Origin of the sequence: Novosphingobium sp. FKTRR1 (assembly GCF_020404405.1) — a bacterium.
GTDB lineage: Bacteria > Pseudomonadota > Alphaproteobacteria > Sphingomonadales > Sphingomonadaceae > Novosphingobium.
In genome coordinates this window covers 1-16734 of record NZ_JAIZDA010000049.1, presented here as the reverse complement: position 1 = coordinate 16734, position 16734 = coordinate 1, and the positions used below count along the sequence as shown (strand labels likewise).

13 protein-coding genes and 1 pseudogene are annotated in these 16734 nt (G+C 57.4%); 13 read left to right on the top strand and 1 reads right to left on the bottom strand.

What is annotated here, in order from left to right; translation table 11 throughout:
- The 13 genes from LDN95_RS21720 to LDN95_RS21660 all read left to right on the top strand — a co-directional run.
- On the top strand, nt 1-477 hold a 477-nt coding region (locus tag LDN95_RS21720; protein WP_255631062.1), incomplete at its 5' end, for a sugar phosphate nucleotidyltransferase.
- Nucleotides 478-535: 58 nt separating this feature from the next.
- Nucleotides 536-1354, top strand: a complete 819-nt coding sequence (locus LDN95_RS21715) for a class I mannose-6-phosphate isomerase (RefSeq protein ID WP_226019620.1) — start codon at nt 536-538, stop codon at nt 1352-1354.
- Between the two features lie 316 nt (nt 1355-1670).
- Nucleotides 1671-2363, top strand: coding sequence for a polysaccharide biosynthesis/export family protein (locus LDN95_RS21710; protein WP_226019619.1), 693 nt, complete (start codon nt 1671-1673; stop codon nt 2361-2363).
- Nucleotides 2364-2377: 14 nt separating this feature from the next.
- Nucleotides 2378-4594 carry a polysaccharide biosynthesis tyrosine autokinase gene (locus tag LDN95_RS21705; RefSeq protein ID WP_226019618.1) on the top strand — a complete coding sequence of 739 codons (2217 nt, stop codon included), beginning with the start codon at nt 2378-2380 and terminating at the stop codon, nt 4592-4594.
- A gap of 20 nt (nt 4595-4614) precedes the next feature.
- Nucleotides 4615-5796 carry a hypothetical protein gene (locus tag LDN95_RS21700; RefSeq protein WP_226019617.1) on the top strand — a complete coding sequence of 394 codons (1182 nt, stop codon included), beginning with the start codon at nt 4615-4617 and terminating at the stop codon, nt 5794-5796.
- Nucleotides 5796-7343, top strand: coding sequence for an O-antigen ligase (locus tag LDN95_RS21695; RefSeq protein ID WP_226019616.1), 1548 nt, complete (start codon nt 5796-5798; stop codon nt 7341-7343). Before LDN95_RS21700 ends, LDN95_RS21695 begins: the two co-directional genes overlap by 1 nt.
- A complete protein-coding gene (locus tag LDN95_RS21690) occupies nt 7340-8740 on the top strand; it encodes a DUF6418 domain-containing protein (RefSeq protein ID WP_226019615.1) in 1401 nt (466 codons plus the stop codon). The genes LDN95_RS21695 and LDN95_RS21690 overlap by 4 nt, the downstream gene beginning before the upstream one ends.
- A 145-nt stretch (nt 8741-8885) precedes the next feature.
- A complete protein-coding gene (locus LDN95_RS21685; protein WP_226019614.1) occupies nt 8886-10322 on the top strand; it encodes an oligosaccharide flippase family protein in 1437 nt (478 codons plus the stop codon).
- Between the two features lie 16 nt (nt 10323-10338).
- Complete coding sequence (locus LDN95_RS21680) at nt 10339-11442, top strand: glycosyltransferase family 4 protein (protein WP_370631728.1); 1104 nt, start codon at nt 10339-10341, stop codon at nt 11440-11442.
- 268 nt (nt 11443-11710) lie between these two features.
- Nucleotides 11711-12865, top strand: a complete 1155-nt coding sequence (locus LDN95_RS21675; protein ID WP_226019613.1) for a glycosyltransferase family 4 protein — start codon at nt 11711-11713, stop codon at nt 12863-12865.
- A complete protein-coding gene (locus LDN95_RS21670) occupies nt 12862-14052 on the top strand; it encodes a glycosyltransferase family 4 protein (RefSeq protein WP_226019612.1) in 1191 nt (396 codons plus the stop codon). The genes LDN95_RS21675 and LDN95_RS21670 overlap by 4 nt, the downstream gene beginning before the upstream one ends.
- Nucleotides 14053-14069: 17 nt before the next feature.
- Entirely contained in the window at nt 14070-15053 is a 984-nt protein-coding gene (locus tag LDN95_RS21665; protein WP_226019611.1) for an acyltransferase, read from the top strand.
- A gap of 305 nt (nt 15054-15358) precedes the next feature.
- Nucleotides 15359-16402 carry an acyltransferase gene (locus LDN95_RS21660; RefSeq protein ID WP_226019610.1) on the top strand — a complete coding sequence of 348 codons (1044 nt, stop codon included), beginning with the start codon at nt 15359-15361 and terminating at the stop codon, nt 16400-16402.
- A gap of 226 nt (nt 16403-16628) precedes the next feature.
- Here LDN95_RS21660 and LDN95_RS21655 read toward each other — a convergent pair.
- Nucleotides 16629-16734, bottom strand: a pseudogene (locus LDN95_RS21655) (IS5/IS1182 family transposase); the annotation flags it as partial.

Sequence of the window (16734 nt, the reverse complement as noted above, 5' to 3'; positions counted from 1 at the left end):
GGCATCTTTGCCTTCCGCGCCGGGTTCTTCCTGTCCGAACTGGCGGCGCATCGCCCGACGCTGTTCGCTGCGGTGCAGACGGCGGTGGCGCAAGGACATGAGGATGGCCAGCGCTTTCACCCCGATCCCGAAGCGTTCGCGCTGATCGAGAGCGAATCGGTCGATTATGCGGTGATGGAAAACACCGCGCGCGCCGCGATGGTGCCAGCGACGATGGCCTGGTCGGACATCGGCAACTGGCAGGCGCTGCATGAGGCAATGGCGAGCGACGCGGACGGCAACGCGGTGCACAACACCGGGAAGGGCCGCGCGGAACTGCTGGGCTGCCGCAACGTTCTGGTCAGCAGCGACGGCCCGCGCGTGTCGGTGGTCGGCGCCAGCGATCTGATCGTGGTGGTCGACGGCGATGAGGTGCTGGTAGCCACCCCGGCAGGCGCACAAGCCGTCGGCAAACTGACCGGCGCAACGAACCAATAAATCGGCCTGATTGATCACATTTCAGCAGATACACAAGGAAAGGCAAGGCATCACGGCAATGGGCAAACTGGCGGTACGCATGGTCGACAAGCCCTGGGGCAAGGACGTACTGCCCGCGCCGTTCGTGGCACCTGCGGGCGAGCGGATCGGCGAAGTGTGGTTCGTGCCGCCGCCTGAAGTGCCCAGCCTGCTGGTCAAGTACATCTTCACCAGTCAGGCGCTGTCGGTGCAGGTCCATCCGAGCGACGCGCAAGCCGAGGCGAGCGGCGAGACAGCGCGCACCGGCTGGGGCGGCAAGGAGGAATGCTGGCTGGTGATCGACGCCGAACCGGGCGCCACCCTGGGCGTGGGTTTTGCCGGCCACCTCGACGAGGCGGCCATGCGCTCCGCCGCACTCGACGGTTCGATCGAGGATCTGCTGGTGTGGCACCCGGTGCAGGCGGGCGACTTCTTCTACATCCCCGCAGGCACCGTCCACGCCATCGGCGCGGGGGTAAGTCTGATCGAGATCCAGCAGAATTCGGACATCACTTATCGTCTGTACGATTATGGCCGCCCGCGCGAACTGCACCTCGATGCCGGGCTCAAAGTGGCGCGCGGAGAGCCGCTCGATCCTTTGTTGCACCGCACAATTCCGGCGCACGGCACGATCGAGCTGGCCAGTGGCCGGTACTTCACCGCTACGCAGGTCGAAGGCCTGCCCGATGCCGCTCTGACGGCCGCCTATGACGGCCCGCTGCTGGTCATTCCGCGCTTGGGAACGGTGCGCCTTGCCGATGGCACCGAGCTCCATCCAGGTGACTGCGCGAGCGCGGAAAACCTCGCCAGCGTGGGCCTATCGGCCGACGGTCAAGCCATACTGGTCAAGCCTGCATGACCGCGTCCGAAACACGAATGTGGCCGCAACGCCCACCACCGATCGGCATGTTTTCTCGGTCGCTGCGATCCGTACTACGCAGTGCAAAGATGATTAACGAAACGATTTTACAATTTCATGGCGCAGGCGGTCGTACGCACTTGCACAACTTAGAGATTGCGCAATTTCATGGCGCGGCTATACGACTGAGCGTCTCGTTCATCTGTCCAAAGGGGGGGCCCTCGAACGTTTTCGACGGTCTTTGCAATTTTCAGGGCTGCGCTCCCTTTGGCACTAAGGCGCTGATATTTCTTGCAAAGGGTGTGCAATGAAAGCCATGAAACTCGGTCTCAATCTAATGGTTCTTTCGCTTTGCACCGGGATTGTCGGCTGTGCAGGCCCACAAGCGGACGATCTTCCCCGCGGAGCCAGCGCCTACAAATTGATCCCCCCTTCGGCTTCCAACACAGAAACTGATTCGTATCTGATCGGCCCTCGCGACTTGTTGTCGCTTGCAGTGGTCGAAGAACCGGATCTGACGATCGAAAAGCTCTCGGTCGATTACGCCGGGCGCGTGCAGATACCGCTGATCGGCTCGATAAAGATCTCGGGCCTCTCCCCGGATCAGGCCTCGCAACTGATTGCAAACAAATTGAAAGAAAAATACATTCGCGACCCACGGGTCTCGATCAACGTGACTGAACCTGCCGAGCGGCTTGTTTCGGTAGAAGGCCAAGTCAACAAGGCTGGTGCTTATCCGGTCACACCCGAGACCACATTGCTGTCTGCCGTCTCGATGGCGGAAAGCCCGACCCGTATCGCGCGATTGACCGATATCGTGGTGTTCCGCACGGTCGATGGCAACCGGATGGCGGCTCGCTTCAATTTGAACCGTATCCGTGCGGGGCTCGACCCGGACCCCCGCATCCTCGGTGGCGATGCGATCGTGGTCGGCTTCTCGTCGACCAAGTCGGCCTACCGCGACCTGCTGCAGGCCGCGCCGCTGTTTAACGTCTTCACCCGTTTGTAAAAGTAGACGCCACCGTGAACCGCACCACAAACATCGCAAGCCCTGCAGACAATTCCGCTGCCGTCGCCGCGCCCGCCGTACAAACCCCGGTCGAGCAGGAAAACAGCCGCTTGCTCGATCTGCAAAAGTTTGTAACCCTCCTGCGGGCCAATTTAAGGCTGATCGTCCTGATCAGTGGTGGCATTCTTGCGCTGGCGGTTACGATCACGCTGCTGCAAACCCCGCGTTACACCGCCGAAACCACGATCCAGATCAACAACCAGTCCGCGCAAGTGTTGGGCAAGGACGAGGACATTTCACAAAGTGAAGCGTCATCGCCGCTAGATACCGAACGTTTCCTGCAAACGCAGATGGACATCGTGAACAGCCGTGCGCTGGCCGAGCGCGTGGTCAGTCGCCTCCATCTGCTTGGCAACAAGTCGTTCTATGAAGGTATGGCCGTAGCCGCACCTGATGCGAGCGACACGCCGGCCGAAGTCAAGGAATTCACGCTTACCGTGCTGCGCAAGGGGCAGGGTTCCAACTTGCCGCGCAACTCACGCCTTGCTTCGATCTCGTTCACCAGTACTGATCCGGCACTTTCGGCTAGGGTTGCCAATGCTTGGGCTTCCGAAGTCATTCAAGCAAACCTGCAACGTCGGTATGACAGCTCGTCTTACGCGCGCGACTTCATTGCCGGGCAACTCGACCAAGCGAAGGCTAAACTCGAGAAATCCGAACTTGATCTGAACTCTTACGCCCGCTCGGCGGGCCTGTTGCGCGCGCGCGACCCTTCGGTCAATGCGGCGAACGATCCAGGTGCAGGTGGCGCCAACGCTGTTACGTCAGCCAGTTTGCTCCAGCTCAACACGGCGGCCAACGAAGCCAAGACCGCCCGAATCGCGGCAGAACAGCGCTATAACCTGCTAAAGAGCAACGATCTGCTCAGTTCGCCGGACGTTCTGGCCAACCAGGCGGTAACGGGTCTGCTGTCCGACCGCGCAAAGCTCGAAGCCGATCTGCAACGCGAGCGCGCCAAGCACCTCGACGACTACCCCACCATCCTGCAGTTCAAGGCCCAGCTGGCCGCGATCAACAAGCAGATCGATCAGGTCGCGCAAAGCATCCGCAATTCGGTTCGTCAGCAGTACGAATCGGCGGTACAGGCCGAAAAGAGCCTCGATAGTCAGGTCAAATTGCTGCAGGGATCGTCTCTTGCCGAACAGGACCGTGCGGTTACGTACAACCTGCTTGCGCGCGATTCCTACACCAACCGCACATTGTACGAAGGTTTGCTGCAGCGGTACAAGGAACTGAACGCGGCCGCCGGCATCAGCGCCAGCAACATCACCATCATCGATCAGGCGGATACCCCGACGAAGCCAAGCTCGCCCAGCCTCATCCGCAATGTTGCCGTGGCGATCTTCCTCGCGGGCCTGATATCGGGTTCGGTAATCTTCCTGCGTGAACAGTTCGACGACGCCATCCGAGTACCTGAAGAAGTCGAAGGCAAGCTGGGTCTCTCGCTCTTGGGGGTGATCCCCAAGTTGGAATTGAGCAATCCAATCGAGGAACTGGCGGACCCCAAGTCGACGCTCAGCGAGGCGTACAATTCGCTGAGCAGCGCCTTGCGCTATTCGACACCCAATGGTCTGCCACGATCCTTGATGATCACCAGCTCGCAGCCATCGGAAGGTAAGTCGACCAGCAGCATCGCGATCGCTTACATTTTTGCCCGGATCGGCCGCAAGGTCGTGCTGGTCGACATGGACTTGCGCAGACCGACACTCCACCGCTACGTCGGCAGTAACAAGCTTGGGGTTAGCAGCCTTCTGACCTCGCAGAACACGCTCGACGAAGTTTTGCAGCCAACCGAACTGACCAACTTGTCAGCCATCACATCTGGCCCGATCCCGCCCAACCCGACCGAACTGCTCAACTCGCCCGGCCTGCTGGCAATGCTTGAGGAATTGAAGGGCCGCTTCGACCTAGTGATTCTCGATAGCCCGCCGGTGCTTGGTTTGGCTGACGCGCCAATCATTTCGGCGCTGGCTGATGGTGTCCTGATCGTCGTGCAGTCCGAACGGTGCCGCCGTCGCGCTCTACGCACCTCGCTTCAGCGTCTTGCCGCCGTTCGAGCCAACATTCTCGGCGCAACGCTCACCATGTTCGACGTATCGAAGGTTTCGAACCAGTACTCGGAATATTACGGGTACAACTACTATACGTACTCGTCGACGACACCTGACTGAACGCGATGAAAGCGGGGCAAATGCAGGTCGGCATTGCGAAATCTGTCCTGGCCTTTGCCGGACTGGCAGTGTTGGCTTGCAACGCTCTGGTGTTCGGCGCGGCACGGATGGTGCGTACGGACCCTGGCTCGTGGGTGGCCGGCTTCGCTTACGACGACGGCAGTTTGCGCGTTGCCAACGCCATCCGCAAGAACGACGCCAAGGGCGCGGTAGTGGCATTGCGCGACGCATTGGTCGACGACCCGGTCGACCGGCACATCATCGGGCTGCTTGGCATGCAACAGCAGCTTGCGGGCGATGTCGAGGGGGCGTTTACCACCTTTTCCGTCGGCAAGGCGTTGGGCTGGCGCGATGCTCCGACTTTGCTCTACTGGTACGACAGCGCGATCCAGAATGAGGATTGGCCGCTAGCTACCGAGCAGCTTGATGGCTTGCTACGGTCACAACCGGCGTTGGCTGAAAATTCGCAATTGCTCGATCCAGTCCTGGCTAACGATGTGGCGCGCGGCCTGCTGGCAAAGCGTTTAAACGCGCGGCCGAACTGGGGCGATTCATTCCTGACGGCTGGCCCGAACAAGGCGCCCGAAGAATTGCAGGCCCGCGCGGACGTTGTGCGGTTAGCTGCTGCCAATGCTTGGTCGTGTGAAAGTATCTCGCGGTTTGTGGCAACGCTTCTTGCTTCTGGTCTACCCGCTGAAGCCAAGCAGTCGTGGGCCAAGTCCTGTCCTGCGTTCGCTTCGTTGATCTACGACGGCGATCTTGCCCATGCGCTTGCATCGGACCGGATCGAGCAGGCGACCCGGTTGCGAGGCTTTAATTGGCAACTGATGACAACCGGTAGCGTCGAGGCCAGCCGCATAACCACCGATGGGACAGACCATCAGCGTTTGCGCGTGCAGGTTTCCGGCGCGGTATCCGCTCCGGTCATGCGCCAGATCACCGTTTTGGCCCCCGGTTCCTATCGCCTTGGTTTGTCGGCCGCAAACAATGGTGGCGCCGGAAACATTCCCGCGATCTCGGTGTCGCTGTCGTGTGGGATGAGTAGGGTAGATGCCATGCCTACCACGCCCGTAACCGGTAAGCCCGGACGTATGACCGTCGACCTGTCGGTGCCCCCTGATTGCGAGGTGCAGTACCTCGCCATCTGGTTGGAACCCGGCGCCGATGTCCTGTTGTCAGACCTCGAACTAAGAGCATTGTGATGGGCGAGCGCGCTCGACATGAACGCGGTAAAGGTGGATCGCGCCGTCGCCAATTCACCCTTGGTGCGACCAAGCATTCCGGAACGGAGCTCAACTCTCGGCCAAGCGCGACTGAAAAGCGCGCGCGGTCAGATCGGCGCCAGTCACCGGGGCTCCTGTCAGACACGGCGAGCATCCGGGAAACCGTGATCGTTGGCTTTGCTGTCACGGTGACCATGGTCGGCGGAGGTGGGGGCACTACCTACCCACTCGCCGAGATGATCGTTCAAACCCTCGTCGCTGTCGCTGCAATGGCGTTGGTGATCCAACGATCGCTCGCGGGCAGATCATCAAAGATTCCGACCGAGTCATGGCTGTTTGCCGGCCTTATGCTGATCGTGCCAGTGGCCCAGCTCATACCCCTGCCCCCCGCAATTTGGCAATCGCTACCGGATCGCGGCATCGAAGTGCAATCGCTGAGCATGTTGGGGCGGGCCGACGTCTGGATGCCGCTTTCGGTGTCACCGCTGCGCACGTTTGCCTCGCTGCTGTGCATCGCCAGCGCTGCGCTTCTGCTGTTGATGGTTTCCAGCCTGAACGTGGCCCAGCGAACCTGGCTCTGCCTCGCTATTGCAACAGTCGGCCTGGCTTCGATCCTGCTCGGCGGGCTCCAACTGGCAGCAGGCCAAAGCGGCGCTTGGGCTCTCTATGGGCGGCATGACGCGGGTTACATCGTTGGCTTTCAGACCAGCCGCAATGCCGAAACCGAGGTTCTCAAAATCGCGCTATTGGCCGCCGCTGTATGCGTCTTGGGTTTCGTCCGGCCCGGGGCGTCTCGCTCGCAGACCCTAATCTTCGCAAGCATTCTGGCAGCGGTTGGAGCGATAGCGGTGATCCTTACCGGATCGCGCACAGGCATTGCGCTGCTCCCCATTGGTCTTGCCAGTTATGCCGCAATCGTGTGGCCAGCCTTGGGCCTGCGCTGGCGGCTCCGTGACTGGGCCATCATGATGGGCGTTTTGTTGCTGATCGCGGTAGCCGGGTCACAGGTAACCTCGTTGCAAAGGGTATTTTCGCGCTTCACCGTGCTTCAGGACGCGCGCACCGAAATCTGGGAGGATACCATCTACGCGACCAAGGCGGCCTGGCCCGTCGGCGGCGGCATCGGGACGTTCGAGATCCTGTTTGAACGCGCAGAACGGCTTGAAGTCGTAGACGACAAAATCGCCGCGCATGCGCACAGTGACTGGCTGGAGTGGGCGTTGGAAACCGGCCTCGCCGGAATGATCGTCATCGCGGCAGGCTTTGCGATGCTGATCAGACTGGGATTGCAGGCGATCGGTCGCTCGCGGAATGGTACCTTGTCAGTAATCGAACGAGGCCAGATGATTCTTGCCACTGCAAGCCTCATAATCATCGCGCTGCATGCCATCGTCGACTATCCGCTTCGCAGCATGGCGCTGGCCGGTTTGGCAGCGGTCGCTACGGCGATGATTATTCCCAAACGCGAGACGGACAAAACCACGATGGTCAGTGGGTCGGCCAAAGAAGAGGGCGCGACAAAATGATCATTGCCTACTACATCGCCGTAATCATCTTCGCGTTTTTTGAAGACTATACGCCATCGGTCTATTGGCCTTTTCTGGCCCTGGGCAGTTACTTATGGTTTCTTCGGCTTTTGTTTCAGCGTTATCCGCGCGAGACGATGCTTATGTCGATCATGGCAATGACCAAAATTCTGATTCTGTTCAGTTTGATCATGATCGGACTAGGGTTCTGGATCACTGAACTTGAAATTGTCGGCCAATTGCCGGTCTATTCGCTCTACTTCTGCATTCTTTCTTCAGTTTTTATTCATGCGGCGTGCCAGTCGTCAGCCTTCATAAACCGGCGTATCGATAGTCAGCCGGTTCCCGAGCTTGCCACCGGAATGGGGTTCGCGCAAACTATAGGCGCGGTCGCTCTGGTCGGATTTGGCATCGCCGTTCTTTTGCAGACTGGCCTGACCAAGGGTTTTGCCACATTGGACGGGATTGATCGCTTCGAGTTCCGGGCCGACGCGGACTGGTTTTTCAATTACGTCGTCCTTCGCAAATACATGATGACTGCAGCGCTTGCCACAGTACGCTTTCGTATCAGCATGAGTACTGCCACACACCGCGTGATTGACGCGATCTTTGTCGCCTTCTTGGGCCTGCTGATGCTGTTCGGAGACAAGTTTCTGTCAGTGATCGTGGTCGGCATTTTCTACGTGCTACCGCTTCTCGTGACAACCAGAGGTGGTGCGCGGGTTCGCCTGCCCCGCTCGTTGCTGCTTGCCGTGGTAACGCTGCTGCCGCTGGTGCTGAGTGCGACCGTCTGGGTCTATTCAGACTACGGTGCGCAGGGATGGGATTCCACACTCGACCGGCTATTTGGCCGCTCCACCGGGCAAGGCCAAATCTGGTACATCGTGGCTCATGACCACCGTCCGTTGCTTTCAGTTGACGGCGGAGCGGTGCAAAAACTAATGGGATCAATGGGCTACCAGGGCGAGTCCGACCCATTACGTTCCAACGTGGGAATTTTTTACATCATCTCACGTTATGCACCGACAAACGTCTACAAAAGCATCCTTGCAAACAATGGTCTCGTGCAATTTACCGGTGGTTTTGAAGCATATCTGATATTGCTCTTCGGTCACATTCCAACGTTATTTTTAACAATTTTGTTTGGAATCATCGCAGGAATGTGCGGGTCTTATCTTTATTACACCATAAGATCGCGATCAGCCTTTGGCGCCTTTTTTGCGTCATTTATCTACATGTCGGTCTACACCACGATCAATCAGGGCGCGATCTGGATGTCCGTATCGTTGGGCGCGTTGATTTACACGGCGATTTACATCATCGCCGAACAGATCGTTCGATACTTAATCTTGAAACCCGGACGAAGGATGGTAACGGCGCAGGCTATCGCCCAATGACGCGACCACTTCCTATGACTGCAATAATTGCGCGCGCAGTGCATGCAAATAAAAGCAGTGTCGGTGTGAACCTTGCTTCACCCATAATAGGCAAAACCCGCCATACTTCGGCAAATAGCCGTTACTGGTACTTTGGGATCTCAGCATGATTCGCAATGTCAGCATCACGTCGACCATCAACATTTATCGAGCGTTCATTCAGTTCGGACTGAATATCGCCCTTGCACGATTCTTGTTGCCCAGCGATTTTGGGCAGGTGGCCTTCGTTCTGCCGATCTCGCTGCTGATCCTGTTGCTTGGCGATTTCGGAATTACGGTTGCCGTCGTGCGAGGGTCTGCCAATCCGCGCGAAGTGGGTGCGGTCGCCACAATTTGCGCGACATTTGGCGCCGCAATGTTTGTGATAAGTGCGGCGCTCTATTCTGCCGGCGTGTTCGCCAGTTGGCCGGGTCAGACGCCGCAGCTTGTCGTGACATTTGCGTTGGTTGCGATGATCGCCATGACTGCTGTCATTCCTCGCGCCTTGCTGGAACGCTCGCTTGCCTATGGCCGGATTGCCGGGATCGAAACTACTGCCAATACGGCGGCCTTTGCCGCGGCCATCACGGCGGCGTGGATGGGATGGGGGGTGTGGAGCTTTGCTGCCTACCACCTGACGATTCAGACCGTACGCAGCGCGTTGTTCTGGATTTTTGCCGGAAACCGGTTGGCGCTCAATTTCAATTGGCGCTTGGCGCAGGCGCTGATGGGGTTTGGTGGCTGGGTTGGCGCGTTCAACGTCATAAACTATTTTGCCCGAAACCTCGACAACTTCATCGTCGGCGCAATGCTTGGGACGGCACAGCTGGGTCTTTATGCGCTTGCCTATCAGATCATGCTGGTGCCGCTGACCGTTATCACTTGGCCAGCCTCAAACGTTCTACTCTCAACGATAAGCAGGGTGCGCGACAGACCCAATCTATTGCGTGATAGCCATTTGGCGATGGTACGGCTTACCGCAATGGTGACTTTCCCGATCATGACGCTGGTTTCACTTCGCGGCGGCATGGTGTTCGATATCCTGCTTCCCGAGCGCTGGCATGATCTGGGGCAATTGACCAGCCGGATGGCGCTGGCCGGTGGACTGCAATCGACCACGTCTTTTATCGGCGCCCTCTTTGTAGTTCAGGGTCGCGTGCGGCTGCAATTGGTGTCAGGCATTGTCGCCACCACCTTCATACTCAGCAGCATTGCCGTGGCGGCCGTATTTGGCGGAACCTTGAGCGCTGTCGCTAACACCTATCTTGCCGCCACGGTGCTCATGTCTGCGGGGTATTACTTTGGCATGGCCGGGTTGCTGCAAGTGCCGCTAACCAGAGTGCTTGGCGCGGTGGCCCCCGGTGCTCTCAGTTCGGCTTTGGGCGTGCTCGCGGTGCTGGGTCTCGATGCAATCCTGCCGCTGCAAACGCCTGCTCTCGCACAACTGGTAATCGATTGCGTAGCTTATGGGCTCGCCGCATTGGCGGTGCTTGGCTGGCAGCGCCTCGCTATCATGCAGTCATTAACCGCGATGCGCAGCGCAAGCACGGCGGCCGCAGACTAACAACTGGACAGGACCGATGGCTCACATTCTGCTCAACATGCCAAGCCAGTACGGGGGGCGTCACTCAGGGGTTGCCAAGGTTGCATTTGCGCTGCTGGAACGCCTGCTGGAACGCGGGGACCACACTTACGTGCTGCGCTCGAATTGGTCTCGCGCCCAGTTGCCCGCTGGCTTGCAGACCGATGCGTTGAAACTGGTGGAAGTCCCGCGCCCCAGGAAGATGGCAACCGACGTCATGCTGCAATGCTGGACGGTTCCACGCCTATGCAGAAAGCTGGGCATCGATGTGGTCTGGAACATCGACATGTTCGGCAGTGCGCTTGGCGGCAAGGCGCGGGTCACGACGATACACGATCTCTATTTCCACACGCATCCCGAGATGTTTCCGCGCAACTCCGTCCTGACCATGGCGATCTGTGCCAGAATGATGATCGGTGGCTCAGCCCGCTTGGCTGCGATCTCGGCACAAACCCGGAAGGATCTTGTCAGCTTTGTACCGGCGGCGGCGAAGCGCAGTCAGGTGATCTACAACGACACCACGCTGGCCGCCGATGCGCCGCCTCCGCGGGAGATTGCTGAAAACTATATCCTGCTTGTCGGCAATGCCACACCGAACAAAAACTTCGGGGTGGTCGTGGCTGCACTCCACCGGCTGGCCGAGCATCCTGCGCGTCCGGTGCTGGTGCATGTGGGCAAGGATGACGCTGGCATGATCAGCGGAGCGCTGGCCTCCTGTGGGTCAAACCCGCCCAAGGTCATCAGCCCCGATAATGTCGATGACCAGCGGCTGGCCGGACTATACGCCCACGCAGCTTGCTTGGCCGTGCCGTCCCTCGCCGAAGGATTCTGCCTACCTGTCGTCGAAGCGCAGGCACTCGGGTGTCCGGTTGTCGCGGCCAGGGCCTCGGTCCTGCCCGAAGTTGCCGGTGATGCCGCGTTGTTCTTTGATCCGCATGAACCGGAAGAGCTTGCAGCTTGCCTCGGCCGTCTGCTCGACAGCCCAGAACTGGCGGACGAGCTGCGCAAGCGCGGCTTGGCCAACCGCAACCGCTTTGATTGGCAAAAGTCCGCGGCTGACTACGCCGCATTATTTGCCGAATTGGGCGGTCCCGGCAAGTGACGGACCAGGGCATCTGCGACAACGGGTGCTCATACCCGGCCATTGCAACCTACGCTTCGTTACTCGAAGGAACTTTGGGCGACAGTGCGAACATCCACTCCTCGTTCGTTGTCACAAACCTTCCCGGAAAACTGAATATCCTGTTGCACTGGCTTAATCAGCGAGTCGTCGATGGTCGGCGATGCGCCAGCATGCGTCAGCGATTTTCAGGGCGACATTTGGCCGGTCTGGACAAGCTTATGTGCGACACATTGCAACAGGAACAACCATGACTGCTGCCCTATTCATCTCTCACACCGCGGAAATGGGCGGTGCGGAGCTGTTTCTGGTCGACGTTTTGCGCGATGGCCCACAAGATTGGACTGGCGGGTTCTTGCGCGATGGGGGCGCCGCCATGGCCTTGCGTGATGCTGGCCGCCCACCATTGATAGTTCACGCTGGTAAGTCGCTATTCGAGGTTCGCAGAGAATCCGGCCTGTTGTCCGGCCTGGCCAGTGCAACAGCGATATTCGCGGCAGCACGCGAGCTCGCTCGCCGCGCAAAAAACTTCGACGTCATTTGCGCAAACTCCCAAAAGGCTCTGGTCGTTTGCTCCATCGCCGCAAAGTTGGCGCGCAAGCCGTTGGTCTGGATTCTTCATGACATCATCACGGACCCAGCGTTCAGTCCGACCAACCGCAAGGTTGCCATTTTCCTTGCAAATTCCTTCGCCGATCGAGTGATCGTCAACTCGCAGCCATCACTTGACGGATTTGTCGAAGCTGGCGGCAAAGCCGCCAAGGCAACCATCGTGTACAACGGATTTGATATCAAGGGGCGACCCCGCTGGAGCAAATCTTGCGCCGATGCCTTGCGCACCCAATTCGGATTTTCGGACAAGCCTGTCGTGGGCATATTTGGTCGGCTGGCGCCGTGGAAGGGGCAGCATGTCTTCCTGAACGCGTTGGCGCAACTCCCCGATGCGCAGGGACTGATCGTCGGCAGTGCCTTGTTCGGGCATGACGACTATGCCGACGAATTGCGGGAACAGGTCAAAAGCCTTGGCCTGAGCGATCGCGTCCACTTTGCAGGTTTCCGCGACGACGTGAGTATCCTTATGGCGGGATGCGATGCAATCGTTCACGCTTCGGTCGCGGACGAACCATTCGGTCGGGTCGTGGTGGAAGCCATGCTCGCAGAAGTGCCGATAGTTGCCACATTAGGCGGAGCGGTCGGCGACATCATCAACGATGGCACAACCGGCTGGATCGTTCCTCGGAATGATGCAACTGCGCTTGCCGCAGTACTGACCAGCATTCTCGACGACCCCACCGTTGCGCGCCAAGTCGCTTCGTGTGGGCGGATCGACGCAGCGCGGCGTTTCGACATTGCGCAAACACGATCGCGGATCGCTGCTGTCCTCAATGAGGTTGCCTGCAGATGAGAATCCTCCATCTTTCGATGCTCTATCCACCGCATGCCATTGGCGGGGCAGAACGCTCGGTCGCCGCGCTGGCTGAAGCTCAAGTCGCGCTCGGTCATGAGGTCTACGTGGTCTGCACTACGCCGCACGGACTGATCCAGGAAATCCGCAATGGTGTGAATGTCACGCGGATTCCGCATGGCACGCTCTTTTGGGCAGAAGACGGAGCGAAACATCGACGAATTGAAGCCGAATGGCGAAAGGCGGCGATGCCGTTCAACCGCGTGCAACGGAAGCATTTTGCTCAGATACTCAAATCTGTGCAGCCTGACATTGTGCACTCCCATTCGATGGTAGATGTTGCCACAGGTATTTGGCAAGATTCAGCAAAGGCGGGATACAAGGTCGTTCATACCTTGCGGGACTATGATCTGCTCTGTGTCGACAGCTCGATGTACCATGAAGGAAACGGCTGCGGCCCTAAGTGCAAGATCCTGAGCCTAGCCAAGCAACATCACTCCCGTTCGCTGTCAGGAGTGGTTGCTATCAGCCGGGAAACGCTGGCGATTCATCGCCAGCATGGACTTTTTGCCCGATTGCCTGCCGATCGAACAAGGGTGATCTGGAACAGTGCCACTGTGGCCGGGATTGGTGCAGACTACCGGCGTCCCGATCGAACCGGACAACCCTTCACGTTCGGGTATCTGGGCCGAGTCACCGAGGCCAAAGGAGTCAACCTGCTGATCGATGCCGCAAAAACTCTGCCCCAGGACAATTCCTGGCAGATGATAATCGCAGGAGACGGTCAACCCAATCTTGAACGGTTCCGCGCGGCGGCAAGCGGCCTACCGATATCTCTGCCCGGCTTCATCGCTCCGCGCAATTTTTTCGAGCAGATTGACGTTCTGGTCGTTCCGTCGATCTGGGCGGAACCATTCGGTCGGATCGTGATTGAAGCCTATCACATGGGAGTGCCAGTGCTGGGATCTGCCATCGGGGGTATCCCTGATCTGATCGTCGGCGATCAGGACCAATGGCTGTTTCCAGCCGGCAATGCCACGGCTCTGGCAAAGCGACTGCAGATCTTGCTTGCAGCAGGTCGCGCGGCACTACCGCTACCTGCGACATTTGCAGGCCGTCTGCAAGAGACAGCTCCGCAGACAATCGCCGGCCAATACATCGACTATTACAATTCACTCGCCGAGTGATTGGAGATAATCAGCAGATGCCGCAGCCCCAAGACGCAACGCCCGCACCTTCGCGCAAGTGGCTACCTTACCTTGACGGGTGGCGCGGCTTTTCTGTACTCGCTGTTCTGGCGGGACATTTCTTGCCCATTCCCCACATCAATACCGGCAGGTTGGGCGTGGAAATGTTCTTCTGCCTGAGCGGCCGCTTGATGGCCGGTATTCTGTTTCTAGAACATTATCCACTGCGCCAATTCATCCTGCGGCGGATCAGTCGCGTTTGGCCTGCTTTGTATGCGTTTATCGCGATATGTGCCGTTGCCTTTGCCGCGCCCGGGCCACTGAACATCGGTACCGTCGACATAATCGGCGGTCTGACCTTCACTGAAAACTATGTCGGGATCATGCTTCACCGCGCGCCAGTGTTTGATCATTTATGGTCGCTGGCGGTAGAGGAATGGGCCTATTTGCTGTTGGCCCTGTTGGCGCTGATATGTCGGCGTACCGGACAGTCCGCCCTGCCTTGGCTCATCGTTGGCGCCGTCCTGTGCATTGTAAACGGACTGGCGCAAACGCTGGCCGGAGGCGATTATTATGCGGTCTATTGGCGCACCGACGTGCGCGTCGCATCGATCCTGATTTCCTGTGCAACGTTCCTGCTGTTGCGGGAACGCCCGATTCACCCGATCGTACCAATCCTTGCCGGTGGCATTGGCGTGCTCTTGAACTTTGAGGCCGTACCCGATCCGGTAAAATATTCATGCGGTACTCTGCTGTTGGCGATTGCAATGGCCACGATCGATGGTGCACCAGCATGGCTTCAGCGCCTTTTGTCAAACCAACCCATCCGACAGATCGGGCTGTGGTCGTTTTCGCTGTATCTGTGGCAGCAGCCCTTCGCCAAGTTGGAGGGCTTTCCAGCCATAGCGCGATTGGCCGCGGCCTTTGTCTTTGCGATCATGAGCTTCCGACTGGTCGAACAACCGGCCCGAAGCGCACTGAACCGGCTGATCCGGGGTTGAGGGAGCGCCAACGAATGTCCGCCACCCCTCCCACCCAAATCGTTGCGAAACAAGGATTTGCCCTTTGCCCTCGGTAGGTAATGACTTGCAGGAACTTGGTACGGTCACTACGGCGGATCAGGCAAAATTATCGATTATGCTGAGCCGAATAGTGAAACTCCATCGGCCGCAATGGGACGTCGGAGCAACTGCACCAGTTTTCCGCTCCCTCCCTATGCCAGCCTTCCTTGGGTATAGAATTCTGCAAGGTAAGACTACTACGGCCATGTCCAACTAAGAATATTGATTTGAAGTGAGGCTCCAGAATGGCAAATTTAGTCCACACAGGTGATAAGGATCCGGAAATAATTTCCGTGGAACCGCCTTTACAAAAAAAATCATTGATGCTTCTCAATATCCAGCATCTGAGAGCCTTTGCCGCGATCAACGTCGTACTATATCATATCATCGGACTATCGCCGGAATACAAATTCAAGCTCAATTTTATTGATATTTTGGACAACTGGGGGGCAAACGGGGTAGACATATTTTTCGTTATTTCTGGCTTCGTTATGTTTCACACTCAGTACACAAAACGGCTCTCACCAAATGCATTCATAACTCATAGAACAATTAGAATATATCCTCTATACTTCTTGATAACATCACTATTCATATCATTTAAGCTATTAATGCCGTTTGCATTTAAAGGTGAAATCATATCCTTTAAATGGGCCATTTCTTCGCTCTTATTTTTGTCTCAGATCGCGACAAATCATCGACCGGTGATCTACGTCGGATGGACACTTGAGTATGAAATGCTATTTTACGTGGTATTTTATTTCTGCTTATTTCTCGCAAACTTCCGAAATGTGATGATTTGTTCGCTGCTGGCGCTCATCTCGGTATGCTTTCTGTCTGGCGAATTGATAATATTGGAATTTTTTCTTGGCCTGCTATGCGGCGCTATTTATCACAAGTACGACATAGGCCGAAACTACTCGCTGGCCTTTCTTATTGTTGGGACAGTTCTGCTTCTGGCCTCCATTCTGCCAGAAATCCGAGATTTCCCAATGAGCCGATTTTTTAAATGGGGAATTCCATCATTTCTCATTGTTCTCGGATCGCTCAAGATAAAACAGATTGAGGCATCTTTCCTATTCTACTTGGGCAATGCTTCCTATAGCATTTACCTCGCCCAAGTATTTACAACCTCTTTCATTTTTAAGATTTTCGCCAGATTTTTTGCAGATCTGGATGGCGATACCGTCGCAATTCTGTGCCTTATAATTAGCGTAGCTGGCGGATGCGCACTGCATTCATTCATCGAAAAACCGATGACCCAATATTTGCGGCGATATCTTAGGTAAAAGCAGAGGATGTGCTCCGCGAGGCACGGGCGAATTGCGCCACGCTATCGCTTGAGGCAAAATCGACAGGTCGCGCAGTCAGGGTCAAGCCATCCGTCGAAGTCGTATGCAGAGCAGTGCCCGGCCTCGCGGACAGATTCCTCGAGGCCACGCGGCAATTGGCCATGCTATCCAGGCCGGGCTATCGAAGTTGGCCGGATCGATAAGAGCCCGATTCAAAAGTCTGTCATGCGGCTGAAAGTCGCGCAATTCTGCGGGTTAGCATCCGGATAGAAGCGATATTCGCCCACGCGGTCGAGCTCTCGATGGAGCGTTCCCAGTCTTTGGCGAGG